The organism is Mesorhizobium vachelliae, from assembly GCF_033977325.1.
Classification (GTDB): domain Bacteria; phylum Pseudomonadota; class Alphaproteobacteria; order Rhizobiales; family Rhizobiaceae; genus Mesorhizobium; species Mesorhizobium vachelliae.
In genome coordinates this window covers 413868-438389 of sequence record NZ_JAVIIR010000002.1, presented here as the reverse complement: position 1 = coordinate 438389, position 24522 = coordinate 413868, and the positions used below count along the sequence as shown (strand labels likewise).

The following is a 24522-nucleotide window of genomic DNA, read 5'->3' as shown; positions in this document are numbered from 1 at the left end:
AGGGCGTATTCTCATGTCTCACAACACCTTCGGCCACCTCTTCCGCGTCACCACTTGGGGTGAAAGCCATGGCGCGGCGCTCGGCTGCGTCGTCGACGGCTGCCCGCCCGGCATCCGCTTCAAGCGCGAGGATATCCAGGCCGAGCTCGATCGCCGCCGTCCTGGACAGTCGCGCTTCGTCACCCAGCGCCGCGAGCCGGACGAGGTCAAGATCCTGTCCGGCTTCATCCTCGACGAGGACGGCGAGACGATGATCACCACCGGCACGCCGGTGTCGATGCTGATCGAGAATGTCGACCAGCGTTCCAAGGATTATGGCGAGATCGCCCGCCAATACCGGCCGGGCCATGCCGACTACACCTATGACGTCAAATACGGCCTGCGCGATCATCGCGGCGGCGGCCGTTCGTCGGCTCGCGAGACGGCAGCCCGAGTTGCGGCCGGCGCCCTGGCCCGCAAAGTGGTGCCGGGCATGGTCGTGCGCGGCGCGCTGGTCTCGATGGGCGAAAAGTCCATCGACCGCGCCAACTGGAACTGGAATTTCGTCGGCGACGCCGAAAACCCGTTCTTCACGCCCGATCCTGCCTCAGTCCCGGTCTTCACCGCCTATCTCGACGGCATCCGCAAGGCCGGCTCCTCGGTCGGCGCGGTGATCGAGATCGTCGCCGACGGCGTGCCGGCGGGGCTCGGCGCGCCGATCTACGCCAAGCTCGACCAGGACATCGCGTCCGGCCTGATGTCGATCAACGCCGTCAAGGGCGTCGAGATCGGCAATGGCTTCGAGGCGGCCCGCATCACCGGTGAACAGAACGCCGACGAGATGCGCATGGGCAATGACGGCAAGCCGGTGTTCCTGTCCAACAATGCCGGCGGCATCCTGGGCGGCATCTCGACCGGACAGCCGATCGTCGCCCGCTTCGCCGTCAAGCCGACCTCGTCGATCCTGACCCCGCGCCAGTCGATCGACAAGGACGGCAAGGATGTCGAGGTGATGACCAAGGGCCGCCATGATCCTTGTGTGGGCATCCGCGCCGTGCCGATCGGCGAGGCCATGGTTGCCTGCGCGATCGCCGATCATTATCTGCGGCATAGAGGACAGACAGGGAGGGGAGTAGGGGAGTAAGGTAGTAGGGGAGTATGTTAACGCTCGCCCGGTCGCCAAACTTTTTCCTTTTCCCTACTCCCTTACTGCCCTATTCCCCTACTCCCTTAGCGAAGCCTGCGAGCGCCCCATGCCTTACGACCAAAAGAAGATCGTCGAAGCGATCCGCGCCTTCGAGCGCGGCGAGATCGTCGTCGTCATGGACGATGACGGGCGCGAGAACGAGGGCGACCTGATCGTCGCGGCCGTGCACTGCACGCCGGAGAAGATGGCCTTTATCGTCCGCAATACCTCGGGCATCGTCTGCACGCCGATGCTGCGCGACGACGCCAGGCGGCTGAACCTCGCGCCGATGGTGGCGGACAATGATTCCGCCCACACCACGGCCTTCACCGTCAGCGTCGATTTCAAGCATGGCACAACGACCGGCATTTCCGCCGACGACCGCACGCTCACCGTGCGCAACCTTGCCAATGGCAATGTCGGCGCGTCGGATTTCGTGCGGCCCGGCCACATCTTCCCGCTGATCGCGCGCGAAGGCGGCGTCTTGATGCGCTCGGGCCATACCGAAGCCGCAGTCGATCTCTGCAAGCTTGCCGGCCTGCCGCCTGTCGGCGTCATCTCCGAGCTGGTCAATGACGACGGCACGGTCAAGCGCGGGCTGGAAGTACAGGCCTTCGCCGAGGAACACGGCCTGAAGCAGATCTCGGTCGCCGACCTCATCGCCTACCGCCAGCGCAAGGAAACGCTGGTCGAGCGCGTCGCCTGTTCCGACATCGACACGCCCGGCGGCAAGGCGCAGGTCTTCACCTACACGCTGCCCTGGGATTCCATGCATCATGTCGCGGTCGTCTTCGGCGATATCCGCGACGGCGAGGATGTGCCGGTTCGGCTGCATTCGGAAGATGTGGTCACCGACGTCTTCGGCACCAGCCACCGGCTCGACGGCATCATGAAGGCGATGGGCGAGCGCCGGCGCGGCGTCATCGTCTATCTGCGTGAGGGCTCGGTCGGCGTCGCCCATCAGGAGCGCAAGCGGCCGCAGAGCGGCGACCGCGAGGACCACGAGGAAGCCCGCCGCCGCGAGAGCGAGTGGCGCGAGATCGGGCTCGGCGCCCAGATCCTCAAGGATCTCGGCATCTCCTCGATCAACCTGATCGCCTCGCGCGAGCGCCACTATGTCGGTCTCGAAGGGTTTGGCATCCACATCGCCAAGACCGAGATTCTCTAGCTGATTGACGCCTCCGCGACATCGTCATCCTCGGGTCTGCGCGCCGCTTCGCGTCGCTCCGCCCGTGGATGACGAAGTGATTGAGGCTACGGCCAACTTCACCGTCACTCAGCGGGCATTACCGCCTCACCCCTGTCCGCATCGCAATCGTCCGTCGCCAGCCGGCATTGCCCGGCAAGCACGGTGACCAGCGCGATTACACCTGCCGCGATCGAAACCCAGAACCCGTTTTGCGGACCGAAGCTGTCGACCATCCAGCCGGCGGCGAAGGAGCCCAGCGCCATGCCGATGCCGATGCCGGTCGTCACCCAGGTTACGCCTTCGGTCAGCATCGCCGGCGGCACGTGGCGCTCGATCAGGCCGAAGGCGGTGATGAAGGTCGGCGAGATCGCGACGCCGCTGACGAACACCGCCAGTGCCAGTGTCGGCACCGTATCGGCGAAGAGCAGCGGCAGCGTGGTGAGCGCGATCACGGTAACCGCGACCGCCAGTTGCCGCTGCAGCGGCGCCTTCAGGCTGAGCGCGCCGACGATGATGCCGAGCACGAAGGACCCCAGCGCATAGACGCCGATGACGAGGCTCGCCGCTTCGGACTGGCCGAGCTGCTTTGTAATGGCAACCGTCGTCACTTCGGTCGTCGCGAAGGTCGCGCCGACGAAGATGAGGGCAAAAGTGATGATCTGGACTGGCCGCAAGCGGATCGCCGAGCCGTTCGCCCCATGCTCGGCTGGCCGGACAGGCGGCTCGGACGAGCGCTGCAGCAGGAACGCCGCCGAACCGAGCGCGAGCAGCAACGTGCTGACCACCATGCCGGCTTCGGGAAACAGCGCCGCGCTCAAGCCCACCGACAGCGAGGCGCCGGCGACATAGACCAGCTCGTCCGCGGCGGATTCGAAGGCGAAGGCCGTGTTGAGCTCCGGCCGGTCGCGAAAGATCTCGCTCCAGCGTGCCCTGACCAGCGCCGGGATACTGGGCATGGCGGCGGCAAGCAGCGCCGATCCGAACAAGGTCCAGGCCGGCCAGTGCTGGTTGGCCGCAACGATCAATGTCGCGAAGGCAAGCACCGAGACGAGCGTGGTCGGCAGGGCAATCGCGGTTTGGCCGCGCTGATCCACCCATCGCGAGATCTGCGGTGACAAAACAGCATTCACAAGTGCGTAGGTCGCCGAGACCGCGCCGGCCAGCCAGTATTCGCCATGTGTCTGCGACAGCATAGCGACGATGCCGATCGGCGCCATGGCGATCGGCAACCGCGCGATGAAGGCTGCGGCGGCGAAGCCTTTCGTGCCGGGAGCTTGAAAGATGTCCGCATAAGGGTTTCGCATGATCCTGCTCCTCGACAAGGGGGCACACTAAAACTACATACGCTGCGTATGAATGTGAGATAGTTCATACGCCGCGTATGTCAATTGGCATACGAGACGTATGTGAATAGGGCCAGAGCCATGCACAGACCGCGCAAGGAGATGATCGCCGAGACCCGCGCCAAGCTGATCGCGGCCGCCCGCCACGCCTTCGGCACGATCGGCTATGCCGGAGCCTCGATGGACGACTTCACCGCTTCGGCCGGCCTGACGCGCGGCGCGCTCTACCATCACTTCGGCGACAAGAAGGGGCTGCTGCAGGCGGTGATCGCCGAGATCGACGGCGAGATGGCGTTGCGGGTGAACGAGGTCGCCTCGAAAGCGCCGACCCGCTGGCAGCATTTCGTCGACGAATGCACCACCTATATCGAGATGGCGCTGGAGCCGGAAATCCAGCGCATCATGTTCCGCGACGGCCCGGCCGTGCTTGGCGACCCGGCGCAGTGGCCAAATGCCAGTGCCTGCACGGCGTCGATGACCGACCATCTGACGAGGCTGCAGGACGATGGCGTGGTCGTTCCGGACCTTGATCCCGAGACGACCGCACGGCTGATCAACGGCGCCAGCAGCCAGGCCGCACAGCGCATCGCCAATTCCAATGACCCCGAAGCCACCTCGAAGAAGGCAATCGCGGCGTTCAAGCAGCTGCTCGAAGGCCTGCGCAAAAAGGCCTGACCGCACGATAGAGTAACCATCGCCGGGCTTGTGCACCGGTTTTGACCGTGGCCGACCGCGCCGCAATTGACTTTCCCCGGCACGAGCGCATCTTCTCGCGCCAACTCCGCGGGTGGGAGAGTCGGGGCATGTGGGACTTCAGCATCGCCAGGTCGGTGTCCATCATGATGCGGACATGGCCGTTCATCGTCTTTCGCATGATCGTCTATTTCGGCATAACGGTCGCCTACATCATGGCGACCGGCACCGGCGCCAGCGTCGGCTATGGTGTCGGCCACATCTCGACCGATCCCGATGGTCCGATGTCCTTCGCGCTCTGGGGCGGCGTGGTCGGCTTCGGCGTCGTGTCGATCGCCGTCTACTGGATCCGCGAATACATCCTCTATGTGCTGAAGGCGGGCCATATCGCCGTCATGGTGCATCTGATCGACGGCCATGACGTTCCCGACGGCCAGAACCAGATTGCCTATGCCAAGGAAGTGGTCACCCAGCGTTTTGCCGAAGCCAACATCCTTTTCGTCGTCGACCAGCTGGTCAAGGGCGCCATTCGCGCCATCACCGGCCTGATCGGCGGCATCGCTGCCTTCCTGCCCATTCCGGGCTTGAGCGGCCTGGTCAGCTTCATCAACACCGTCATCCGCATCTCGCTGACCTATGTCGACGAGATCATCCTCGGCTACAACATCCGCATCAATTCGAGCTCGCCCTTCGAGACGGCGCGGCAAGGCGTCGTGCTTTACGCGCAAAATGGCAGGCACATGGTCAAGAACGCCGTCTGGCTGGCGGTGATCATGTGGGGCGTGTCCTTCGTCATCTTCCTGTTGATGCTGGCCCCGGCGGCCGCCATCCTGTGGGTGATGCCGGGCCAGCTTGCCGGCTGGGCCTTCGTGCTGGCCATCGTCTTTGCCTGGGCCTTCAAGGCGGCCTTCATCGAGCCCTTCGCCATCGCCTCGCTGATGCAGGTCTATTTCGAAGCCATCGAAGGCCAGACGCCCAATCCCGAATGGGACCGCCGGCTGGCCGAGACCTCGTCGAAGTTCAGGGAACTGCGCGACAAAGCGCTGGTCTCCTTCGGCAGCGGCTCACGCTGGGATACCCCGCGAGCCGCTTGATCTGCTGCTGGTCAGCGCTTCGGCGCGCTGCCAAGCCTTGCTATCGCCGATTTGAGCGGTGCCTCGCCGGCACCGCGAAACGTCTCGCTCATCACCAGCTCGGGCAGGGGCAGGCGTTTGCCCCAGCCATTCGCCTCGAGGTCCGGCCTCGGCGCGAAGGCCGAGACGCGGCCGACGCAGAGATAGGCTATCGGCGTGACATGGTCCGGGATCGCCAGAAGCCGCTTCAGCGCCTCTGTCTCGATGATGCTCACCCAGCCGACGCCGACGCCTTCGGCGCGTGCCGCCAGCCAGAAATTCTGCACCGCGCAGACGGTGCTGTAGAGGTCCATCTCCGGGTTATGCCAACGGCCGAGCGGCGAGTCCTTCGAGCGCTGCCGGTCGCAGGTGATGCACAGATTGAGCGCGCTTTCGCAGATGCCTTCGAGCTTCAGCTTGCGGTAGAGCGCCTGCCGCTCCGCCTCGATCGCAGGCAGTTCCTGCTCACGCGCGGCGAGGAACAGGTCGCGCACTTGTCTGCGCCGCTGGGCATCGCGGATGACAATGAAATTCCACGGCTGCATGTAGCCGACCGACGGCGCGTGATGCGCGGCGTTGAGCAATCGCGCGAGCACACTGTCGTCGAGATCGTCGGGGACAAAATGGCTGCGCACGTCACGCCTGGTGAACATCGCCCGGTAGACCGCGTCGCGCGCCAATTGATCAAAGTCGTCGCCGCTCATGGCGATCGCTGCTGCCGTCATCGCTTTTCCCCTTGCGACAAGCAGTCTCCCGCCTGACCAAGCGGAAGACCATGTCTGCCAGGCCGGTCTTCTGGCTCGGGATCCTCCCGCACCGGCGCCTTCCCGTCATCGACAGTGGCTTTGCCGGCGCGGTCCCCCTCACAGCGTTGGGCACGCCACGGAGTTCAACCGTGTTCCCGATTCTCCCGCGTCGCGGGCACCAAGCAGCGAGGAGACCTTACCGCGAAGCCTGGGCCGCGCCAATGGCGCCAGCGACACGGGCTGACGCAATTTTCCCCAGCCATTCGGCTTTCGAACATGGTCATCCGCGCCGCCGGTGCCTAGATTAGGCGCCATGGCCACCCGTCTCTACACGCACCCGATCTTCCTGGAACATCTTACGCCGCCCGGCCATCCCGAGCGGCCCGACCGCTTGCGCGCCATCGAGCGCGTGCTCGACGACGAGGCCTTTGCGGCGCTCGATCGCGTCAAGGCGCCGGAAGGCGACGAGAAAACCATCCTCTATGCGCACCCCGAGAATTTCGTCGAGCGCGTGCGCGCGGCGATCCCTGAAAGCGGCATCGCCTCGATCGACGCCGATACCAGCGCCAGCCCGAAAAGCTGGCAGGCCGCGGTGACGGCGATCGGCGCGGCCAATGCCGCGGTCGACGATGTGTTCGAGGGCCGAGCCGCCAATGTCTTCGTCGCCGCCCGTCCGCCCGGCCATCATGCCGAAAAGACCACGGCGATGGGTTTTTGCCTCTTCAACACGGCGGCGATCGCCGCCCGCTATGCGCAGAAGAAGCACCAGGCCGAGCGTGTCGCTATCGTCGACTGGGACGTCCATCACGGCAACGGCACGCAGGACATTTTCTGGGACGATCCTTCGGTGCTCTATTGCTCGACGCACCAGATGCCGCTTTATCCCGGCACCGGCGCGAAGAGCGAAACCGGCGCCGGCAACATCGTCAACGCGCCGCTCGCGCCGCAGACCGGCAGCGACCTGTTCCGCGACGCTTTCCTGTCGCGCGTGCTGCCGTCGATCGACGCGTTCTCGCCGGACCTGATCATCATTTCCGCCGGCTTCGACGCGCATCACCGCGATCCGCTGGCCGAGATCAACCTGACCGAGGACGATTTCGACTGGGCGACAGGGCAATTGATGGAGCGTGCCGGGCGCCACAGCGGCAACAGGCTCGTCAGCTTGCTGGAAGGCGGCTACGATCTGCAGGGACTGGCATTTTCAGTCGCCGCCCATGTCGGGCGGCTGATGAAGGGATAGGGTATGGCAGTGGAAGGCAATGAAGACGTCAAGGCGATGAGCTTCGAGCAGGCGCTCGACGCGCTGGAGAAGATCGTCGATGATCTGGAGCGCGGCGACGTCCCGCTCGACCAGTCGATAAGGATCTACGAGCGCGGCGAGGCGTTGAAGGCGCATTGCGACCGGCTCTTGAAGGCTGCCGAGGACAAGGTCGAGAAGATCAGGCTGTCACGCGACGGCAAGCCGGTGGGAACGGAGCCGCTGGACGCGGAATAATTGGAATAGGGTGGGCAGAGCAAGCAGGTAAGGAGTTCAAGCCATGTGCCGCAACATCAAGACCCTGGCCAATTTCGAACCGCCGGCAACCAATGACGAAGTGCATGACGCAGCGCTTCAGTTCGTGCGAAAGCTGAGCGGCTCGACGAAACCTTCGAAGCGCAACGAGCATGCCTTCCACCATGCGGTCGAGGCGATCGCCGCGATCGCGCGCGAGTTGATCGACTCGCTCGAGACCAGCCAGGAGCCGCGCAATCGCGAGGTGGAGGCGGCCAAGGCGAAGGCCAGGTCGGCGCTGCGTTTCGCCTGAGGGACACCCATGAGCTTTTTTCCGGGAAACGATCCTGAACCCGGCGATGCCTTCGCCTGCGATCAGATCGAGCTGATGGTGGTTCCGAACGCCAAGGATATCGGTGGTTTCGAGGTGCGCCGCGCGCTGCCGACGGCAAAGCGCCGTCTGGTCGGGCCGTTCATCTTCTTCGATCGCATGGGGCCTGCCATCCTGCGCGCCGGCCATGCGCTCGACGTGCGCCCACATCCGCATATCGGGCTTTCCACCGTCACCTATCTGTTCGACGGCAAGATCAGGCACCGCGACTCGCTCGGCACCGAAATGGTGATCGCGCCGGGCGACGTGAATTTGATGACCGCGGGACGCGGCATCGTTCATTCCGAGCGCACGCCGGAAGAGCTTCGCGGCGCGCCGATGTCGGTCTCCGGCCTGCAGACCTGGCTGGCGATGCCCGACGGCAAGGAGGAAATTGCGCCGGTGTTTGCAAACACATCGGTGGCTCGTCTGCCTGAGATCGATGCAGAGGGCGTCAGCGGCCGCGTCGTCATCGGCGAGTTCTCGGGGCTGCGCTCGCCCGTGGCGACCCTTTCGGACACGCTTTACGCGGATCTCAGGCTGGCGGCGGGTGCTGCCGTGAAAATCCCGGCCGATGCCGAGGAGCGCGCCATCTATACACTGGAAGGCGAAGTCTCGATCGCCGGCGACGCCTTTCCGGCCGAGCGGCTGCTGGTGTTCAAGCCGGGCGAGGAGATCGTCGTTTCCTCAGAGCGCGGTGCGCATTTCATGCTGTTCGGCGGCGCCTCGCTCGGCTCCAAGCGCTACATCTGGTGGAATTTCGTCTCGTCCTCGAAGGAACGCATCGAGCAGGCCAAGCAGGAATGGAAGACAGGCCGCTTCGATATCGTTCCTGGCGATGAGCAGGAGTTTATTCCGCTGCCCGAGAGCTAGGGACCGCTCCACCCGCGCGTCACCGACGCGCATTTACATTCGCCCGGCGGCGGCCTATTCCCGCGCATGATTATGGCGCAATTTGTTGGTAGCGCCGTGTTCGATCAATTGAGGCAGGACGCGCCCGAGTGAAGCCAGACACGCCGCTGCTCGACAAGGTCCGTATCCCGGCGGACCTGCGAACGCTTGATGAGAGCGCGCTGCCGCAGCTTGCCGCGGAACTCCGCGCCGAACTGATCGATGCCGTGTCGCAGACTGGCGGCCATCTTGGCGCCGGCCTTGGCGTCGTCGAGCTGACCGTCGCCCTGCATTATGTCTTCAACACCCCGGACGACCGGCTGATCTGGGACGTCGGCCACCAGGCCTATCCGCACAAGATCCTGACCGGCCGCCGCGACCGCATCCGCACGCTGCGCCAGGAAGGCGGCCTCTCCGGTTTCACAAGGCGCGCCGAGAGCGAATACGACCCGTTTGGCGCAGCCCATTCCTCGACCTCGATTTCGGCCGGTCTCGGCATGGCCATGGGGCGCGACCTGTCGGGCGGCCGCAACAATGTCATTTCCGTCATCGGCGACGGCTCGATGTCGGCCGGCATGGCCTTCGAGGCGCTGAACAATGCCGGCGCGCTCGACGCCCGGCTGATCGTCATCCTCAACGACAACGACATGTCGATCGCGCCGCCGACCGGCGCCATGAGCGCCTATCTGGCCCGGCTCGCCTCCGGCAAGGCCTATCTGGGCTTGCGCGATTTCGGCAAGAAGCTGACCTCCTATCTCGGTAAGCGCGCCGACCGCGCCATCACCCGCGCGGTCGAGCATGCGCGCGGCTACGTTACCGGCGGCACCTTGTTCGAGGAGCTCGGCTTCTATCACATCGGCCCGATCGACGGGCACAATCTCGAGCATCTGATCCCGGTGCTGAGGAACGTGCGCGACAATGGCAAGGGCCCGGTGCTGATCCATGTCGTGACCCAGAAGGGCAAGGGCTACGCGCCGGCGGAGGCGGCGGCCGACAAATATCACGGCGTCAACAAATTCGACGTCATCACCGGCGCGCAGGCCAAGGCGCCCGCCAATGCGCCGGCCTACACCAAGGTCTTCGCCGAGAGCCTGATCCAGGAAGCGCGCGAGGACGACCGCATCGTCGCCATCACTGCCGCCATGCCGAGCGGCACCGGCCTTGACCTGTTCGGCGAGGTGTTCCCCAAGCGAACCTTCGATGTCGGCATTGCCGAGCAGCACGCGGTGACTTTTGCCGCCGGCCTTGCCACCGAAGGCTACAAGCCTTTCGCCGCCATCTATTCCACCTTCCTGCAGCGCGCCTACGACCAGGTCGTCCACGACGTTGCGATCCAGAAGCTGCCGGTGCGTTTTCCCATAGATCGTGCAGGTTTCGTCGGCGCCGACGGCGCCACCCATTGCGGCGCTTTCGACACGACTTTTCTGACCACGCTGCCGGGCTTCGTCGTCATGGCCGCGGCCGACGAGGCGGAGCTTCGTCACATGGTGCGCACCGCCGCGTCCTATGATGACGGCCCGATCGCCTTTCGCTATCCGCGCGGCAACGGCGTCGGTGTCGACATGCCGGAGCGCGGCTCGGTGCTCGAAATCGGCAGGGGCCGCGTCCTCAAGGAAGGGACCAAGGTCGCGCTGCTTTCCTTCGGCACGCGGCTGCAGGATTGCCTCCTGGCGGCGGAAGAGCTCGGCGCGGCGGGCCTTTCCACCACCGTCGCCGACGCTCGCTTCGCCAAGCCGCTGGACGAGGATCTCATCCGCCGGCTCGCCCGCTCGCACGAAGTGCTGGTGACCGTGGAGGAGGGCGCCATCGGCGGCTTCGCCAGCCAGGTGCTGCATTTCCTCGCCCATGAAGGCCTGTTGGAAAGCGGCCTCAAGGTGCGCCCGCTGGTCTTGCCGGACGTGTTCACCGACCACGCCAAGCCCGAGAAGATGTATGCCGATGCAGGGCTGGATTCGGCAGGCATCGTGCGCACGGTCTTCGCGACGCTTGGCCATGGCGTTCAGGCGCAGCGCGCCTGAAATCAGAACGTCAAGACGCTGAATCGGTTTGCCGGCTTTTTACGCTAACTATCTGTTAACGCTTCCGTTTGGCGGTTCGCTTACCCTGTCTCTTGGCCGATTTTCAACGGCGCCCTGCTAAGACCTTGGTCCTAGGCAGGGGTAACAACAATGAAGTCGTTTCTGTGCGGCATGGCCTTTCTGGCGGCCATGATTGCGCCGGTGGCAGCCGAAACGCGCTACGACCGCAATATCGAAAAGGCGGCGATGGACATCGTTGCTGGCAAGATGGGTAGCATCCGCGGCGGCTTCTCCTACAAGCAGAAGCCTCAACTCGTCGTGCTGCCGGATACTCCGCCGCCTGCACCGGCGCCTGTTGAGCCGCCGCGCAAGGAGGCCTCCGACAATGATGGCCTGACGCCGGCAGTCGAGCGCCAGGTTTCGCGGACCGTATTCTAGAACCACATATCGCGCACGCAGCGGCCGTCGCGCGGCAGGTCGTCGAAACTGTCGAGACCGTCGAAATGGTCGATCGGCAGGTCGGCGATGTCCTGCGGCGGCGCCAGCCTGACATTGACGGCAATGCGCGTGCGGCCGCTCTTGCCCGAACGCAGGCCGCGCCAGGCGACCACGCAGGCGCAGGTCGGGCAGAACAGGATCTCCAGCGCGGGTTCCGCCACCTCGGCGCGCGTGTAGGACTTCAGCGGCCCGGCCACGTGAATGCGTTCGTCGACATAGTCATAAGCCCAAAGCGTGCCGTAGCGGCGGCAGAGCGTGCAATTGCATGCGGTGATTCCACCGGGATCGCCTTCCAGCGTCCAGTGGGCCGCGCCGCAATGACAGGTCCCCTTCAGCATTGCCACCTCCACCGACTGACGAACCGCCTGATCCTGCCGGCATTCTGCAGCCTCTTGCACCGTATTCAACCATTGCGTTCGCGCCCGGCTTTCGCCAATGAAGGCTATGAGTTCCCCTTTGCCAGCCAGCCAGCGCCAGCGGCTCGACGAATTGCTCGTCGGGCGCGGTCTGTTCGCCAGCCGCTCGCGCGCCCGCGACGCGATCGAGCGTGGCACGGTGACGGTCGACGGCATCATTGCTCGCAAGCCCGGCCAGCCTGTCGCACCGGACTGCCTGGTCGCCATCGACGATCCGGCGCAGGCTTATGTGTCGCGCGCGGCATTGAAGCTGATTGCCGGCCTCGACCATTTCGGCCTTGATCCTTCCGGTAGCGAAGCGCTCGATGTCGGCGCCTCGACCGGCGGTTTCACCCAGGTGCTGCTCGAGCGCGGCGCGGCGCATGTCACGGCGATCGATGTCGGCCACGGCCAGATCCATCCCGACATTGCCGGCGACTCGCGCGTGACGGTGATCGAAGGGCTGAACGCCCGTGACCTGGCAGCCGCCGATCTCGGCGGCTACGTTCCCGCTTTCCTGGTCTGCGACGTCAGCTTCATCTCGCTGAAGCTTGCGCTGCCGCCGGCGCTGGACTTGGCGGGGGAGGGCGCCAGGGCAATCCTCCTGGTCAAGCCGCAATTCGAGGCGGGCCGCGAGGCGATCGGCAAGGGCGGTTTGCTCAAGGACCCAGCCGATGCCGAGCGCATTGCCGGGAATTTGCGCGACTGGCTCGCCGGCATTCCCGGCTGGCGCGTGCTGGGATTGCACCCGTCGCCGATCGAAGGTGGCGACGGCAACCGCGAGTTCCTGCTCGCTGCCGTGAAGGACGCGCGATGAGCACACGCTTCACCATCGCGAGGCTCGGCTCGCAGGGCGATGGCATCGCCAATGCCGAGGGCGGGGAAGTCTTCGTCCCGTTCACGCTGCCGGGCGAGACGGTCACGGCGGCGCGGCTGAAGGACCGCGCCACGCTGATGTCGGTATTGGAAGCCTCGCCGCTCAGGATCGATCCGGCCTGCCGCCATTTCACCGAATGCGGCGGCTGCGCGCTGCAGCATTACGAGGCCGCAGCCTACCAGCAATGGAAGCGCGAGCGGGTAGTGCAGGCGCTGAAGGCCAAGGGCATCGCTTGCGAGATCGCCGCGCTGGTGCCTTGCGCGCCGCACACCCGCCGCCGCGTCACGTTCAGCGCAAGGCGCACCGAGGCCGGCATGCTGCTAGGCTTCGTGCGCGCGCTGTCTTCCGAGATCATCCCGATCGAGGAATGCCCGATCTCGCTGCCGGCGATCGTCGCGGCGCTCGACAAATTGCGCGCCCTGGCCGGCCTGGTCTGCGCCACGCCGAAGGCGTTTCACATGACGGTGACCGTCACCGCTTCGGGCCTCGACATCGCCGTCCACGATGCCGGCAAGCTAGGCGACCACCAGCGCCGTATCGCGTCGAACTTCGCTATGGCCGAGGGCCTGGCGCGGCTTTCCGTCGACGGCGAGATCGTCGTCGAGCCGAAGAAGCCGGTGGTGCAGTTCGGATCGGTCGCGGTCGCCGTGCCGCCCGGCGCCTTCCTGCAGGCGACGGAAGCCGCCGAGCAGGCGATGGCTGGCCTTGTCGGCCAGCATCTGTCGCGCGCCAGGAAGGTCGCGGACCTGTTTGCCGGCTGCGGCAGCTTCGCGCTCAGGCTGGCAATGAGGTCCGAGGTTCACGCCGTCGAAGGCGATGGCCCGGCGCTTGCCGCGCTCGACCGTGCCTTCCGCTTCGCCAACGGGCTGAAGCGGGTGACCATCGAACGTCGCGACCTGTTCCGCCGGCCGCTGACCTTCAAGGAGTTGAACGCCTTCGACGGGTTGGTCTTCGACCCGCCGCGCGCCGGCGCCGAGGACCAGTCCAAGCAGATCGCCCGTTCCGACGTGCCGCTCGTCGCCGCCGTCTCCTGCAATCCGGTGACGCTCGCGCGGGATCTGCGCATCCTCGTCGACGGCGGCTACACGCTGAAGAGCGTGACGCCGATCGACCAGTTCTTATGGTCGCCCCATGTCGAGGCCGTGGCGCTGTTGGAAAAGCCTAAGCGCCGACGATAGCCCGCGACCGGCGGTTCGCAAGAAATTTGTGAAGCCTCTGTTCTTTCGACGAAATTGCGCCCTAAAGCCGCCTTTTTGCGAGACTTAAATTTTAAATGTTCGGGAAACGTTCCGACCTCCGGAGCGTTATGATTTTGAATGGATGGCGGATTGCAATGCGCACGCTTCAGAAATTCCTCGGCCTCGTCGTCGTTCTCGTCATATTCGCGGTCGGTTCCGCGGCCGGAGCGCTGGCGCAAGGTGAAAAGCGGCTGGCCTTCGTCATCGGCAACGGTGCCTATCAATCCGGCGAGCTCGCGACAGCCGCCAATGACGGCGGACTGATCGCGCAGACCCTGCAGGCGGCTGGTTTCGATGTGGTTGGCGCCCGCGATGTGGATCAGGAATCACTGCGCGGCGCGCTGCGTGATTTCCTCGGAAAGGTCTCCGCCGCAGGTCCCGATGCGGTCGTTTTCGTGTACCTGGCCGGCCGCGGGGTGCAGTTCGAAGGTGAGAACTATTTCTTGCCGGTCGACGCCCAGATCGCCAATCCCGCCGACGTGCCGCTTCAGGCCATGCGGCTCTCCGATGTCACCAAGTCGCTGGCCGGCCTGCCGGCGAAGGTCAACATCGTCGTCCTCGATGCGGCGCGGCCGAACGCCTTCCCAAAAATGAGCCAGCCGCTGGCCGGCGGTCTGGCGCTGGTCGATCCCGACCCGAACATGCTGATCGCGTTCAATGCTGCTCCTGGGACGGTTGCGCCGGAAGGCAAGGGCCCCTATGGCGCCTATGCTCAGGCGCTCGCCGAGATGATACGCGAAGGCGGCTTGTCGCTTGACGACGTGTTCGACCGCACGCGGTTGCGTGTCAACGAGGTGACGCAAGGCGCGGAAGTGCCGTGGAATGCCTCGAAGATCGAGCAGCCTTTCGTCTTCTTCGAACGTGCTCCGGACGCGCCCGCGCCCAAGGTTTCGGAGGCCGAATCCCGGTCCAACCGCACCAAGGAAATACGCGACTTCGATGCGCACGACGCCTATGTCGCGGCTCTCGACCGCGATACCATGCGCGGCTACCAGGATTTCCTCGTCGCCTACCCGCATGATCCCATGGCCAAGCGCGTGCGCGCCATCATCGCGGCGCGGCGCGAGGCGATCACCTGGCGCGAGACTTGGCTGCGGGACACGCCGGAAGCCTACTGGTCTTATCTCCAGCGCTATCCGCATGGCCCGCATGCTTGGGACGCCCGCCGGCGGCTCGAGCATTTCGATGCTGCCTTGGAGCCGCCGGAGGAGTTCACCGTCTATGACTATGATTTGCCGCCGCCCCCAGAGGAGGAAATCATCTATGTCGACAGGCCGGTGCTCTATTTCGACGACCCCGATTTCGACTTCGAGCCTCCGCCGCCTGTCGCGGTGATCTTCCTGCCGCCGCCGCCGCCGGACTTTGTCGTGTTGGAGGCGCCGCCGCCGCCGGTCGACGTCTTCGTCCTGCCCACGCCGGTCTTCGTCGCCATCCCCGATTTCATCAATCCGCCGCGTGACATCGTGCCGCCGCGTGACAACATAATCTTCAACAACATTCACAACACGACCGTCATCAACAACATCAACAACACGACGATCAACGAGAGCAACCAGGCAGCACAGGGCAATGGCGGTGGCCTCACCACAGGTCAGAAGATGACCGGCGCCGCGGTTGGACTAGGTGCTGCCGCGCTCGCGACCAAGGTGGCGCTGCCGCCGCTGTTGCAGAAGCGAGCAGCGCTCCTCAAACAGAATCCTGCCGCTCAAGGCAAGCTCGGCCAAGGTGCGGCGCAAGGCCAGCAACCCGGCGGCGCGGCGCCACTGTCGAAGGCGCAGGGCAAGCTCTCAACCGAACATGCCCTGCCTGGAACGAACGGCAAGACGCTGCCGCTCGTCAATGGCAAGCCGCCGGTGCTCAACGGCCAGAACCTGCCCATCGACAAGACGAAGAAGCTGCCCAACAACCAGGGCGTCCTGGGTGGCAACCAGCAATCGACCGGAAATGCCGGGGCCGCTGCCGACCAGGGCAAGAACGGCAAGTTGCACAAATTGCCAACTGTCAATGGCGCCCCTGCCCAGCAAGACCTGAACGCCCAGCAGAAGCTGCACAACAATCCGAACGCACTCTCTGGACAGAACAACGGCAAGCCGAAAAGGCTGACGCGCAAGGATCTGTCGGCTGGCCAGCCTATTGTCGTGCCGAATGGCCAAGGCTCGCCCAATGGGGACAAGAAGCTGCGAAGGCTGCAGAACGACGGTGGCCAGCAGAACAAGGTCAATAAACCGAACGTGCAGGTCCTCTCCAAGCCGCAGAAGCCGGAGTTTCATGCGCAGCCCAAGCCCCAGGTTCAGGAGCGTCGCGTTCTGCAGCAGCCCAAGCCCCAGGTTCAGGAGCGCCGCGTTCTGCAGCAGCCTAAGCCTCAAGTTCAGGAGCGCCGCATTCCGCAGCAGCCTAAGCCTCAGATGCAGGAGCGGCGTCCGGTGCAGCAGCCAAGGCCGGAACAACCGCAAGCGAATAAGAAACCGTCCTGCGGGCGTCCGGGCGAGCCGCCCTGTAAGCAATAAAGCGTGTCTCCCGAAAGTGGGAACCGGTTTCGGGAGACATGCGTAAAATCAAAACCTAAAGCGCATGGAGCGAATCTGAAAGATCGCGAGGCGCTTTAGGCTGCCGACCGGTTAGCTTCCGATGATGGGCCTGCGTTTTCCAGGCCCATCGGCAATCAGGGTTGGTTGGCCTGTAACGCGTGAACCCGCCTGCGGCCGGTCGCGCGGGTTTCGCAGGAATTTCAATCTACGAATTTGGGAACAGCCGCTTCGCCGTGCCGCCGCGCTTGTCGATCGATACCCAGACGTTCGGGTTCTGCTGCGACTGGCGCTTCAGGAAATAGTAGCCGGTGGCGTTCCAGGGACGGATCTCGTCGACCAGATTGTCGAGGACAAGGTCGCCCTTGTCGGTCTTCACCGTCAGGATGGTGTGGCCCTCATTGTGCAGGTCGCGCACCACCGTCATCAACAGCGCCTGCCGGGGAAATCCCGCTTCCTGGAGGAGCTTGCGCTTGTAGAGCGCATAGATCTTGCAATCGCCCTTGCCGTCCACCGGATAGTCCCAGTGGTCCATCATCGTGCCCCAGTGGTCGTAGTTGCTGACGGGCTTGATGGAGCGGTTCGCCTTCTGGTTTATCCGCTTGAGGATGCTCATGTTCTGCGCGGTCAGCTTGACGCTCGCGGCAGGCAAAGCGGGTACCTTGCACTCTTTCGGCCGGCGATGGCAGAAGTCGAGCCAGCCATAGGGAACGCTGGTGCTGCCGCCGACGGTTGCGGAGCTTGCAGCGGGCTGCGCTGACACCCGCTTGTACCATGTCGACTGCGCTGCCGCAGGGCTGACCTGCAGCGAAGTCGCGCTGAGCAACGAAACGAAGCCAAGGAATAGAGAGGAAGTCAGGACGCCAGGGGAACGCTGCATTGCCAACACCACCGCATCGAGAGGAACTGGCATTGCGTAGCGCGCAAATGGCCGTCCCCGCTATTAAATAATTAATAACGTCCTAACATGATTGTGTTCTCATCAAGGTGGCGATGGGCATTCCAACCGAAAAATTAGGCGCCGGCTCAGCCGACATAGTCGCCGGCCGCGGTCGCATCCTCCCGGTTGGCCATGCCGAGCACTCGGATGGCCAGGTTGGCCACGATCGACACCGCAAAATTCAGGATGAGCGCGTAGAGGCCGATATAGGCGGGTATCGTCAGGCCGCCGACATGGAGCGGATAGCCGGACGTCTGGAAACCCGTGAGGGAGGCCGCCCATATGCCCCACGTCAGGCCGATTGACAGCCCCAGCAGCAAGGCCTTGGCGTCGAACCAGCGCGTATAGATGCCGCACACGATGGCCGGAAGGGTTTGCAGGATGAGGATGCCGCCAAGCAACTGCAGCTGGATCGCGTAGGTCAGCGGCAGGAACAGGATGAACATCAGCGCCCCGAACTTGACGATAAGCGAGAACAGCTTGGCGACATTGGTCTCCTGCTCGGTCGAGCAGTCCGGGTTGACATAGGCCTTGTAGATGTTGCGGGTGAAGAGATTGGCCGCCGCGATGGACATGATCGCCGCCGGTACGAGGGCGCCGATGGCCACGGCCGCGAAACCGAGGCCGACGAACCAGCTCGGGAAGAAGTGGAGCAGCAGGCCGGGCATGGCGAACTGCGCCTTGTACCGCGCGAAGTAGGGAGCAAGCTCAGGCAATTGGTCGATGTGGGCCGCATAGGCGAAATAGCCAAGCATGGCGATAAGGCCGAGCATCAGCGAATAGGCCGGCAGGAAAACCCAGTTGCGGCGCAACGTGTTCGGCCCCTTGGCCGACAGCACCGCGGTGGTCGCGTGCGGATAGAGCATCAGGGCCAGCGCGGAACCGAAGGCCAGTGAGGTATAGATGGAGATCTGCCCGGTGTTACCATCCTTGACCGGTGGCAGCAGCAGCTTCTCCGGCGGGATCGCGGCGAAGATCGATCCGAATCCGCCCATCTTGATCGGCACGACGACGATCAGCGCGATGACAGTAACATAGACCAGGAGGTCCTTCACGATCGCGATGGAAGCCGGCGCGCGCAGCCCGCTTGTGTAGGTGAAGGCCGCCAGGATGACGAAGGCAATGATCAGCGGCAGGTCGCCGGCGAGGCCGCCGGTGGGAAAGCCGAGGCCGCCGACGACGACCTGGATGCCGACCAGCTGCAGCGCGATGTAAGGCATCGTGGCGACGATGCCGGTCAAGGCGATGGCCAGGGCAAGAGCCCGGTTGTTGTAGCGACCGGCGACGAAATCCGAGGCGGAGACATAATTGTGCTGCCGCGCCACCATCCACAACCTCGGCAGGATGGCAAACACCAGCGGATAGACCAGGACCGTGTAAGGCACGGCGAAGAAGCCGAGGGCGCCGGCGCCGAAGACCAGGGCGGGTACGGCGACGAATGTATATGCCGTGTAGAGGTCTCCGCCGATCAGGAACCAGGTGACCCAGGTGCCGAAACGGCGCCCGCCGAGACCCCATTCGTGCAACTGGCTCATATCGCCCTTGCGCCAGTGTGCGGAGACGAAGCCGAGCAGGGTTATGAAAGCGAATATCGCAACGAAGACCGTTGTCGCGACAACGTCCATGGTGTCAGTCTCCGCTCCCGGGTGGGACCGTCGTCCTGTAGACGACGGCGATGAAGATGCTGGACAGCGGAACCCACAGGATCTGCCACCAGTAGAAGAACGGGACGCCGAACAGGCTTGGTTCCAGCCGGTTGAAAAACGGCACGATGAGCACCGCGATGCAGGGGATCGCGAGCAGGATCACCTGCAGGGGCCCAAGCTTGCGCGGGGTGGAAACGGGGCTCATATCGAAGTTTCCTCCCTTGCATGCAAAAGGTTAACTCCCCCTGGCAGTACGCTGCGCCGATTTTAACTTCCGGCGCAAGGGCTTCGTTCCCGGACTGCAGTGCCAATAATGTTACTGGATAAGCACTGCGGGCAGCTTCAACGGCTCACGTCGGCGGCGTCTGCGGGCCACTTCGAGCCAGGTTCCGCAACCCCAGGATGAAGGTCGCGCACGTTAACCTTTTGTTAAACTTTTAATTGACGCAGCCCGCCGAGTGGGCGTTAGCTCCTTTCCAGAACAAGGGTTTGGAGTTGGGCGGGACTATGATGTTGCGTCGGTTGGTTGCGCCGGTGTTATCAACATTTCTGGGGCTGGTATCTCTGGCAAACGCCGGATCCGTCGGACCACAAGCGGCCGCAGCATCCTTCACCTACCCCGCGTCCTTCAAGAGCTATGCCATTGCCTTCAAGGCGGCTCAGCCCGCGAGCTCTCCCGTAGGCTCAGCGACGGCTGCAACTGTTGGCGCGAGCACCAGCATTCCCTATGGCTGGATGGATTTCTGTGGCCGGCGGCCTGAGGAATGCCAGGTTGCCGCCTTGCCTGCGGTCAACCTCAAGCTCACGCCCAGGACATGGAGCATCCTCAACCAGGTTAACCGGGAGGTAAACGGCTATATCGTGCCGGAAAGCAATCTCGACCATTGGGGTACGACGATGGACCACTGGGACTACCCGGTGGACGGCAAGGGTGATTGCAAGATCTATGCGCTGTTCAAGCGCAAGCTGCTTCTCGACGCCGGACTTCCACGGCAAGCGCTGCTGATGACCGTTGTCTACGATCTGCATGGCGAGGGCCATGCCATCCTGACGGTGAAGACCGACAGGGGCGACTTCATCCTCGACAACCTCGTCGACAACATCCGCTCCTGGGACGCCACGGGCTACTATTTCCTGAAGCGCCAATCGCAGCAGAACCCGAACGTCTGGGTGTCGATCAACTTGCGCGGCGATGCCGCTTTGAAATCGGCCAAGCAACTGCACGCGAACAACTGATCCAGGGCAGGATTCCGTGAAAACAGGGCGTCCTGATCCTGTGCGCACGGTCAATTGGCGTAGCGGCTCCTCGATTTTGAATCTCGCCTAGATACCATTCCGATCGCGGAACGTGGCGGCGCCCGATTCCGCCGAAATGCAGGCTCCTGTCAGGATGGCGATCTTCGATTTGGAGATTGGGACGCCGACGACAGAAACAGCACGCTCAGTCGCGGATGTTTGCCGGGAACGGCCCCTTGGCCTCAAACCCTGGTGCCGCCCACCGTCATCTGGTTCATTCTGAGATGCGGCTGGCCGACGCCGACAGGCACGCCCTGTCCGGCCTTGCCGCACATGCCGATGCCGCTGTCGAGCTTCATGTCGTTGCCGATCATGCTGACGCGGTGCATGGCGTCCGGTCCGTTGCCGATCAGCATCGCGCCCTTGATCGGCTGCGTCACCTTGCCGTTCTCGATCATGTAGGCCTCGGTGCAGCCGAACACGAACTTGCCGGAGGTGATGTCGACCTGGCCGCCGCCGAAGGAGACGGCGTAGATGCCGTTCTTGACCGAGGCGATGATCTCTTCAGGCTGCATGTCGCCCGAGGTCATGTAGGTGTTGGTCATGCGCGGCATCGGCTGGTGCGCATAGCCCTCGCGGCGGCCGTTGCCGGTCGCCTTCATGCCCATCAGCCGGGCGTTCTGACGGTCCTGCATATAGCCGACCAGTATGCCGTCCTCGATCAGCACGTTGCGCGCCGACGGCGTTCCTTCGTCGTCGACCGTGAGCGAGCCGCGCCGCTCGGGGATGGTGCCGTCGTCGACCACGGTGACGCCCTTGGCAGCCACCTGCTGGCCCATCAGGCCGGCGAAGGCCGATGTCTTCTTGCGGTTGAAGTCGCCTTCGAGCCCATGGCCGACCGCCTCGTGCAGCATCACGCCCGGCCAGCCGCTGGACAGCACGATGTCGAAGGTGCCGGCCGGCGCCGGAACCGCTTCCAGATTGACCAGCGCCTGCCGCAGCGCCTCGTTTGCCGCATGCTTCCAGCTTTCCTCGCTGACGAACTCGCCGAAGCTCTTGCGTCCGCCCATGCCGTAGGAGCCGCTCTCCTGCCGGTCGCCGCTGCCGACCACGACCGAGACGTTGATGCGGACCAGCGGACGGATGTCGCGCACGATCTGGCCGTCGCCGCGCACGATCTCGACATGCTGCCAGGAGGCGGCGAGCGAGGCCGTCACCTGGCGCACGCGCGGATCCTTGGCCCGCAGCCAGCCGTCGATCTCCTGCAGCAGCTTGGCCTTGGCTTCGAAGGACGGCGAGGGGATGGGGTTCTCATCGCCATAGAGATGGCGGTTGGTGCGGGCTGGCGCTCCGGCCAACGTGCCGGAATAGCCGCCCTTGACCGCCGAGACGGCATCGGCCGCGCGCTTGAGCGAGGCCTCGGAGAGATCGCTCGAATGCGCGTAGCCGCTGGCCTCGCCGGCCACGGCGCGCAGGCCAAAACCCTGGTCGGTGTTGAAATTGGCCGTCTTCAGCCGTCCATTGTCGAACATCAGTGCTTCGCTCTCGCTGTATTCGAGGAACAGTTCGCCGTCGTCGGCGCCCTTGATGGTGTCGGTGACGATCTCCTTGACGCGATCGTCGGAAATGTCGAATTGGCCGATCAGGCTGTTCATGGCAAATCCATTCGTGGAAACAAATCGTTCTAGAGCATGATGCCGAAAAGTGTGAAGCGGTTTTCGGGCGACATCATGCTCTACCTCTTGATCTGGGGGATGTAGGCGCTAAGCCGCCGTTGCACAATCGCCAACAGGACCAAGCCGACGATTGCGTCGACGTCACTTGCCGCTCAGGAAGTCCTTGATGTTGGCGGCCATCGCGTTCCAGTTGGAGAACTGCTCCTCGAGATTGGCTTTGGTGATGCCGCCGGCGAAGCTGACATCCATCTTGAAATTCGAGCCGTCGCCCGAATAAGCCTTCACCCAGCGGTATTTTGCGTTCCAGGCGTTGGCTTGGTCGGCGGTCAGCGGGTCGGTGTAACCGGTCGAGAACTGCAGCGACTTGCAGTTCTCGTGGTCTTCGCAGCCATAGAAATAGATCACGTATTTGACGCCCTCGATCCGCCCGGAAATCATCGGGTCGCCATTGTTGTCCTTGTCGATCCTGGCCGAGCCGAAGCCCTTGGCGATGTCGAGGACCGCTGCCGGGTCGGGCGTCTGCAGGATTTCAGCATCCTCGGCCCGTGCGGCCGAAACCGAAGCGACCAGCGCCAGACCGGTTATGAGAGCGGATAGATTCGCGCGCATCGAGCCTCCTGGCCGCCAAACGCGCATTCGCCACCGGACCTCAGCGTCAGGAGCGGCGCATGGGCAAGAAGATCAAGGTAGGGCGGCGAAACCTTCCGCAAAGCCCTTGAGGTCGACGGGAATGCCGATGCCTTCCTCGGGCGTCTGGAAGACGATGAAGGTGGCGGAGGTGCCGCTCTTCAAGGTGTCGAGCAGCGGCTTTTCGAGGATGACCTCTGCGTAGCAGCCGTCCTGGAAGCAGCGCACGAAATAGGCGCGGCCGATATCCTTGCCGTCGACATTGAGGCCGAGGCCGTTGGGCAGCAGCACGCCGAGCGGCGCCAACACGCGCAGAATCTCGGCCTTGTTGTCGGCGGTGCGCAGCACCACGACCGAAAGCCCCATTTCAGGGCGGTCCTCGGCGACGACGTTCTGCATCATCACGCATTGTTCGGAGGTCGCGCCCGCCGGCGTGTCGCAGATGATCGACCACGCGCCATGCGTCGACTTTACCGTGCCGCTCGGGGGCGAGGCATTGTTCGGCGAGGCGGCGGCGCCAACGGCTATGCCGACGCCGAGCAAGGCGAGGGCAAGAACGACCTTCGCCAAGGTTCTCGAAAGCCAGGAAGTCATGACGGCTCCATTGCGAATCACGGCACTTTAAGCCGCGCCGGGGCCAAGTAAAGGACGAGACCGTCGCCGGCCCGCCCCGATACCGGCAATTACGTGCTTTTCCAAAGCAAATTGGCCCGAATTGCGACCGTTGCACATATAGCGCGGCGGGGCCTGAAGACGGCCTTCGACCTGCGCGCAAAAATGCCGCACGGTTTCCTCCGCTCCTTTCTTGCGGAGGGAAATAGAGTATGGTTTGAACCACCCTAGGGACAGACCGGGATTCCCAATCCCGGCAGTGTCCGTTATTGGTGCGACCAGATCGCGGGAAGTGGGAGACGAGAGGGCGATGAGGAAATTCCTGGCAAGCGCTGAATTCTTGGCAGGTGCGGCAGCTTCGGCCGTGCTCTTCTCCAGTGCGGCGGCCCGTGCCGACCAGCCGCGGCCGTGGGAGGTGACCTTCCAGGCTCCGGCGACCGACATGATGCGGCAGATCGAGCGGTTCGGGAACTACACCATGTGGTTCATCGTCCCGATCACCGTCCTCGTGCTGGTGCTTCTGCTGGTCTGCATCGTCAAGTTCCGCGCCAGCGCCAACCCGGTGCCGTCCAGGACCAGCCACAACACGCTGATCGAGGTGATCTGGACCGTCGGGCCGGTGATCGTGCTTCTGCTCATCGCCATTCCCTCCTTCCAGCTGCTCACCGCGCAATACACCCCGCCGGAAGAAGCCAAGCTCACCGTCAAGGCGACCGGCAACCAGTGGAACTGGGATTACGAATACCAGGTCGACAAGACCTTCTCCTTCAACTCGGCGGTTCTTCAGGATGCAGACCGCGCCAAGGCCGGCAAGGAAGATCGCGGCCTTTATCCGCGCCTGCTCGCGGTCGACAACGAGCTGGTCGTGCCGGTCAACACCATGACCCGCGTGCTGATCACCGCGACCGACGTTATCCACTCCTTCGCCGTGCCGTCCTTCGGCATCAAGATGGACGCCGTGCCCGGCCGCACCAACGAGACCTGGTTCAAGGCGGAGAAGGAAGGCCTCTATTACGGCCAGTGCTCGCAGCTCTGCGGCAAGGACCACGCCTTCATGCCGATCGCGGTGCGCGTCGTGTCCGATGCGCAGTTCAAGACCTGGCTGGAGACGGCCAAGACCGACGTGCCTGCCGCCAACAAGGCGCTGATGGCCGAGATCGATGGTACCAACAAGGTAGCGGCCGCCGGCAACTGATGCCGCGGGTTAGCAAGATTTAGGGAACGGAGCGGAAC

General features: G+C 64.0%; 24 protein-coding genes and 1 riboswitch. Of the genes, 15 read left to right on the top strand and 9 right to left on the bottom strand.

Annotated features, from left to right (window positions below):
* Positions 1 to 13: 13 nt before the first annotated feature.
* Positions 14 to 1123, top strand: coding sequence for a chorismate synthase (aroC, locus tag RFM41_RS05680; protein ID WP_320246414.1), 1110 nt, complete (start codon positions 14 to 16; stop codon positions 1121 to 1123).
* Positions 1124 to 1232: 109 nt separating this feature from the next.
* Complete coding sequence (gene ribB / locus RFM41_RS05675) at positions 1233 to 2333, top strand: 3,4-dihydroxy-2-butanone-4-phosphate synthase (protein ID WP_320246415.1); 1101 nt, start codon at positions 1233 to 1235, stop codon at positions 2331 to 2333.
* A 104-nt stretch (positions 2334 to 2437) separates the two neighbouring features.
* On the opposite strand, the gene RFM41_RS05670 is transcribed toward ribB, so the two are convergent.
* Complete coding sequence (locus RFM41_RS05670; RefSeq protein WP_320246416.1) at positions 2438 to 3658, bottom strand: MFS transporter; 1221 nt, start codon at positions 3656 to 3658, stop codon at positions 2438 to 2440.
* Positions 3659 to 3778: 120 nt separating this feature from the next.
* Between RFM41_RS05670 and RFM41_RS05665 the strand changes: the two genes are divergently transcribed.
* Together RFM41_RS05665 and RFM41_RS05660 are read left to right on the top strand one after the other, a co-directional pair.
* Complete coding sequence (locus RFM41_RS05665; protein ID WP_320246417.1) at positions 3779 to 4372, top strand: TetR/AcrR family transcriptional regulator; 594 nt, start codon at positions 3779 to 3781, stop codon at positions 4370 to 4372.
* A 128-nt stretch (positions 4373 to 4500) separates the two neighbouring features.
* Positions 4501 to 5484, top strand: coding sequence for a hypothetical protein (locus RFM41_RS05660; RefSeq protein WP_320246418.1), 984 nt, complete (start codon positions 4501 to 4503; stop codon positions 5482 to 5484).
* Between the two features lie 11 nt (positions 5485 to 5495).
* On the opposite strand, the gene bluB is transcribed toward RFM41_RS05660, so the two are convergent.
* The gene (gene bluB / locus RFM41_RS05655; protein WP_320246419.1) at positions 5496 to 6227 is read right to left on the bottom strand and encodes a 5,6-dimethylbenzimidazole synthase; all 732 of its coding nucleotides are present in this window, start codon (positions 6225 to 6227) and stop codon (positions 5496 to 5498) included.
* A gap of 43 nt (positions 6228 to 6270) precedes the next feature.
* Positions 6271 to 6446, bottom strand: a riboswitch (cobalamin riboswitch).
* Between the two features lie 115 nt (positions 6447 to 6561).
* Between bluB and RFM41_RS05650 the strand changes: the two genes are divergently transcribed.
* From RFM41_RS05650 to RFM41_RS05625, 6 genes are all read left to right on the top strand, one after another.
* A complete protein-coding gene (locus RFM41_RS05650; protein ID WP_320246420.1) occupies positions 6562 to 7488 on the top strand; it encodes a histone deacetylase family protein in 927 nt (308 codons plus the stop codon).
* 3 nt (positions 7489 to 7491) lie between these two features.
* Positions 7492 to 7743 (top strand): exodeoxyribonuclease VII small subunit, encoded by a 252-nt coding sequence (locus RFM41_RS05645; protein WP_040991103.1) that lies wholly within the window; start codon positions 7492 to 7494, stop codon positions 7741 to 7743.
* A 43-nt stretch (positions 7744 to 7786) separates the two neighbouring features.
* Positions 7787 to 8053, top strand: coding sequence for a DUF2277 domain-containing protein (locus RFM41_RS05640; protein ID WP_320246421.1), 267 nt, complete (start codon positions 7787 to 7789; stop codon positions 8051 to 8053).
* Between the two features lie 9 nt (positions 8054 to 8062).
* The gene (locus RFM41_RS05635) at positions 8063 to 8983 is read left to right on the top strand and encodes a pirin family protein (RefSeq protein ID WP_320246422.1); all 921 of its coding nucleotides are present in this window, start codon (positions 8063 to 8065) and stop codon (positions 8981 to 8983) included.
* 128 nt (positions 8984 to 9111) lie between these two features.
* On the top strand, positions 9112 to 11019 hold the full coding sequence (gene dxs, locus RFM41_RS05630) for a 1-deoxy-D-xylulose-5-phosphate synthase (RefSeq protein WP_320246423.1): 1908 nt from the start codon (positions 9112 to 9114) through the stop codon (positions 11017 to 11019).
* A 150-nt stretch (positions 11020 to 11169) separates the two neighbouring features.
* Entirely contained in the window at positions 11170 to 11457 is a 288-nt protein-coding gene (locus RFM41_RS05625) for a hypothetical protein (protein WP_320246424.1), read from the top strand.
* Here the strand turns inward: RFM41_RS05625 and RFM41_RS05620 are convergent.
* Complete coding sequence (locus RFM41_RS05620) at positions 11454 to 11855, bottom strand: GFA family protein (RefSeq protein WP_320246425.1); 402 nt, start codon at positions 11853 to 11855, stop codon at positions 11454 to 11456. The two genes, RFM41_RS05625 and RFM41_RS05620, sit on opposite strands and share 4 nt — an antisense overlap.
* Positions 11856 to 11961: 106 nt before the next feature.
* On the opposite strand from RFM41_RS05620, the gene RFM41_RS05615 reads away from it, so the two are divergent.
* The 3 genes from RFM41_RS05615 to RFM41_RS05605 all read left to right on the top strand — a co-directional run bounded on the left by RFM41_RS05615 (position 11962) and on the right by RFM41_RS05605 (position 16534).
* Positions 11962 to 12729 (top strand): TlyA family RNA methyltransferase, encoded by a 768-nt coding sequence (locus RFM41_RS05615; protein WP_320246426.1) that lies wholly within the window; start codon positions 11962 to 11964, stop codon positions 12727 to 12729.
* Positions 12726 to 13967, top strand: coding sequence for a class I SAM-dependent RNA methyltransferase (locus tag RFM41_RS05610; protein WP_320246427.1), 1242 nt, complete (start codon positions 12726 to 12728; stop codon positions 13965 to 13967). Before RFM41_RS05615 ends, RFM41_RS05610 begins: the two co-directional genes overlap by 4 nt.
* A gap of 155 nt (positions 13968 to 14122) precedes the next feature.
* Entirely contained in the window at positions 14123 to 16534 is a 2412-nt protein-coding gene (locus RFM41_RS05605; protein WP_320246428.1) for a caspase family protein, read from the top strand.
* A 226-nt stretch (positions 16535 to 16760) separates the two neighbouring features.
* Here RFM41_RS05605 and RFM41_RS05600 read toward each other — a convergent pair whose 3' ends face one another.
* The 3 genes from RFM41_RS05600 to RFM41_RS05590 all read right to left on the bottom strand — a co-directional run bounded on the left by RFM41_RS05600 (position 16761) and on the right by RFM41_RS05590 (position 19343).
* Positions 16761 to 17432, bottom strand: a complete 672-nt coding sequence (locus RFM41_RS05600) for a transglutaminase-like cysteine peptidase (RefSeq protein WP_320246429.1) — start codon at positions 17430 to 17432, stop codon at positions 16761 to 16763.
* A 146-nt stretch (positions 17433 to 17578) separates the two neighbouring features.
* Positions 17579 to 19117 carry a monocarboxylate uptake permease MctP gene (gene mctP, locus RFM41_RS05595; RefSeq protein ID WP_320246430.1) on the bottom strand — a complete coding sequence of 513 codons (1539 nt, stop codon included), beginning with the start codon at positions 19115 to 19117 and terminating at the stop codon, positions 17579 to 17581.
* 4 nt (positions 19118 to 19121) lie between these two features.
* On the bottom strand, positions 19122 to 19343 hold the full coding sequence (locus tag RFM41_RS05590) for a DUF3311 domain-containing protein (RefSeq protein ID WP_320246431.1): 222 nt from the start codon (positions 19341 to 19343) through the stop codon (positions 19122 to 19124).
* Between the two features lie 302 nt (positions 19344 to 19645).
* Here RFM41_RS05590 and RFM41_RS05585 point away from each other — a divergent pair, with 302 nt between their 5' ends.
* The gene (locus tag RFM41_RS05585; protein WP_320246432.1) at positions 19646 to 20374 is read left to right on the top strand and encodes a transglutaminase-like cysteine peptidase; all 729 of its coding nucleotides are present in this window, start codon (positions 19646 to 19648) and stop codon (positions 20372 to 20374) included.
* Positions 20375 to 20616: 242 nt separating this feature from the next.
* Here RFM41_RS05585 and tldD read toward each other — a convergent pair whose 3' ends face one another.
* The 3 genes from tldD to RFM41_RS05570 all read right to left on the bottom strand — a co-directional run bounded on the left by tldD (position 20617) and on the right by RFM41_RS05570 (position 23271).
* Positions 20617 to 22029: a metalloprotease TldD gene (gene tldD / locus RFM41_RS05580; RefSeq protein ID WP_320246433.1), complete on the bottom strand. Its 1413-nt coding sequence runs from the start codon at positions 22027 to 22029 to the stop codon at positions 20617 to 20619.
* A gap of 162 nt (positions 22030 to 22191) precedes the next feature.
* Entirely contained in the window at positions 22192 to 22659 is a 468-nt protein-coding gene (locus RFM41_RS05575; RefSeq protein ID WP_320246434.1) for a YbjN domain-containing protein, read from the bottom strand.
* A 72-nt stretch (positions 22660 to 22731) separates the two neighbouring features.
* Positions 22732 to 23271 carry an invasion associated locus B family protein gene (locus RFM41_RS05570; RefSeq protein WP_320246435.1) on the bottom strand — a complete coding sequence of 180 codons (540 nt, stop codon included), beginning with the start codon at positions 23269 to 23271 and terminating at the stop codon, positions 22732 to 22734.
* 328 nt (positions 23272 to 23599) lie between these two features.
* Between RFM41_RS05570 and coxB the strand changes: the two genes are divergently transcribed.
* Positions 23600 to 24484: a cytochrome c oxidase subunit II gene (gene coxB / locus RFM41_RS05565; RefSeq protein WP_320246436.1), complete on the top strand. Its 885-nt coding sequence runs from the start codon at positions 23600 to 23602 to the stop codon at positions 24482 to 24484.
* The last annotated feature ends 38 nt before the right edge of the window (positions 24485 to 24522 follow it).

What these genes read in the sequence shown, in the direction of transcription:
- aroC (WP_320246414.1), top strand. Translation starts at nt 14, where the DNA reads ATGTCTCACAACACCTTCGGCCACCTCTTCCGCGTCACCACTTGGGGT.
- ribB (WP_320246415.1), top strand. Translation starts at nt 1,233, where the DNA reads ATGCCTTACGACCAAAAGAAGATCGTCGAAGCGATCCGCGCCTTCGAG.
- RFM41_RS05670 (WP_320246416.1), bottom strand. Translation starts at nt 3,658, where the DNA reads ATGCGAAACCCTTATGCGGACATCTTTCAAGCTCCCGGCACGAAAGGC.
- RFM41_RS05665 (WP_320246417.1), top strand. Translation starts at nt 3,779, where the DNA reads ATGCACAGACCGCGCAAGGAGATGATCGCCGAGACCCGCGCCAAGCTG.
- RFM41_RS05660 (WP_320246418.1), top strand. Translation starts at nt 4,501, where the DNA reads ATGTGGGACTTCAGCATCGCCAGGTCGGTGTCCATCATGATGCGGACA.
- bluB (WP_320246419.1), bottom strand. Translation starts at nt 6,227, where the DNA reads ATGACGGCAGCAGCGATCGCCATGAGCGGCGACGACTTTGATCAATTG.
- RFM41_RS05650 (WP_320246420.1), top strand. Translation starts at nt 6,562, where the DNA reads ATGGCCACCCGTCTCTACACGCACCCGATCTTCCTGGAACATCTTACG.
- RFM41_RS05645 (WP_040991103.1), top strand. Translation starts at nt 7,492, where the DNA reads ATGGCAGTGGAAGGCAATGAAGACGTCAAGGCGATGAGCTTCGAGCAG.
- RFM41_RS05640 (WP_320246421.1), top strand. Translation starts at nt 7,787, where the DNA reads ATGTGCCGCAACATCAAGACCCTGGCCAATTTCGAACCGCCGGCAACC.
- RFM41_RS05635 (WP_320246422.1), top strand. Translation starts at nt 8,063, where the DNA reads ATGAGCTTTTTTCCGGGAAACGATCCTGAACCCGGCGATGCCTTCGCC.
- RFM41_RS05625 (WP_320246424.1), top strand. Translation starts at nt 11,170, where the DNA reads ATGAAGTCGTTTCTGTGCGGCATGGCCTTTCTGGCGGCCATGATTGCG.
- RFM41_RS05620 (WP_320246425.1), bottom strand. Translation starts at nt 11,855, where the DNA reads ATGCTGAAGGGGACCTGTCATTGCGGCGCGGCCCACTGGACGCTGGAA.
- RFM41_RS05615 (WP_320246426.1), top strand. Translation starts at nt 11,962, where the DNA reads ATGAGTTCCCCTTTGCCAGCCAGCCAGCGCCAGCGGCTCGACGAATTG.
- RFM41_RS05610 (WP_320246427.1), top strand. Translation starts at nt 12,726, where the DNA reads ATGAGCACACGCTTCACCATCGCGAGGCTCGGCTCGCAGGGCGATGGC.
- RFM41_RS05605 (WP_320246428.1), top strand. Translation starts at nt 14,123, where the DNA reads ATGCGCACGCTTCAGAAATTCCTCGGCCTCGTCGTCGTTCTCGTCATA.
- RFM41_RS05600 (WP_320246429.1), bottom strand. Translation starts at nt 17,432, where the DNA reads ATGCAGCGTTCCCCTGGCGTCCTGACTTCCTCTCTATTCCTTGGCTTC.
- mctP (WP_320246430.1), bottom strand. Translation starts at nt 19,117, where the DNA reads ATGGACGTTGTCGCGACAACGGTCTTCGTTGCGATATTCGCTTTCATA.
- RFM41_RS05590 (WP_320246431.1), bottom strand. Translation starts at nt 19,343, where the DNA reads ATGAGCCCCGTTTCCACCCCGCGCAAGCTTGGGCCCCTGCAGGTGATC.
- RFM41_RS05585 (WP_320246432.1), top strand. Translation starts at nt 19,646, where the DNA reads ATGATGTTGCGTCGGTTGGTTGCGCCGGTGTTATCAACATTTCTGGGG.
- tldD (WP_320246433.1), bottom strand. Translation starts at nt 22,029, where the DNA reads ATGAACAGCCTGATCGGCCAATTCGACATTTCCGACGATCGCGTCAAG.
- RFM41_RS05575 (WP_320246434.1), bottom strand. Translation starts at nt 22,659, where the DNA reads ATGCGCGCGAATCTATCCGCTCTCATAACCGGTCTGGCGCTGGTCGCT.
- RFM41_RS05570 (WP_320246435.1), bottom strand. Translation starts at nt 23,271, where the DNA reads ATGACTTCCTGGCTTTCGAGAACCTTGGCGAAGGTCGTTCTTGCCCTC.
- coxB (WP_320246436.1), top strand. Translation starts at nt 23,600, where the DNA reads ATGAGGAAATTCCTGGCAAGCGCTGAATTCTTGGCAGGTGCGGCAGCT.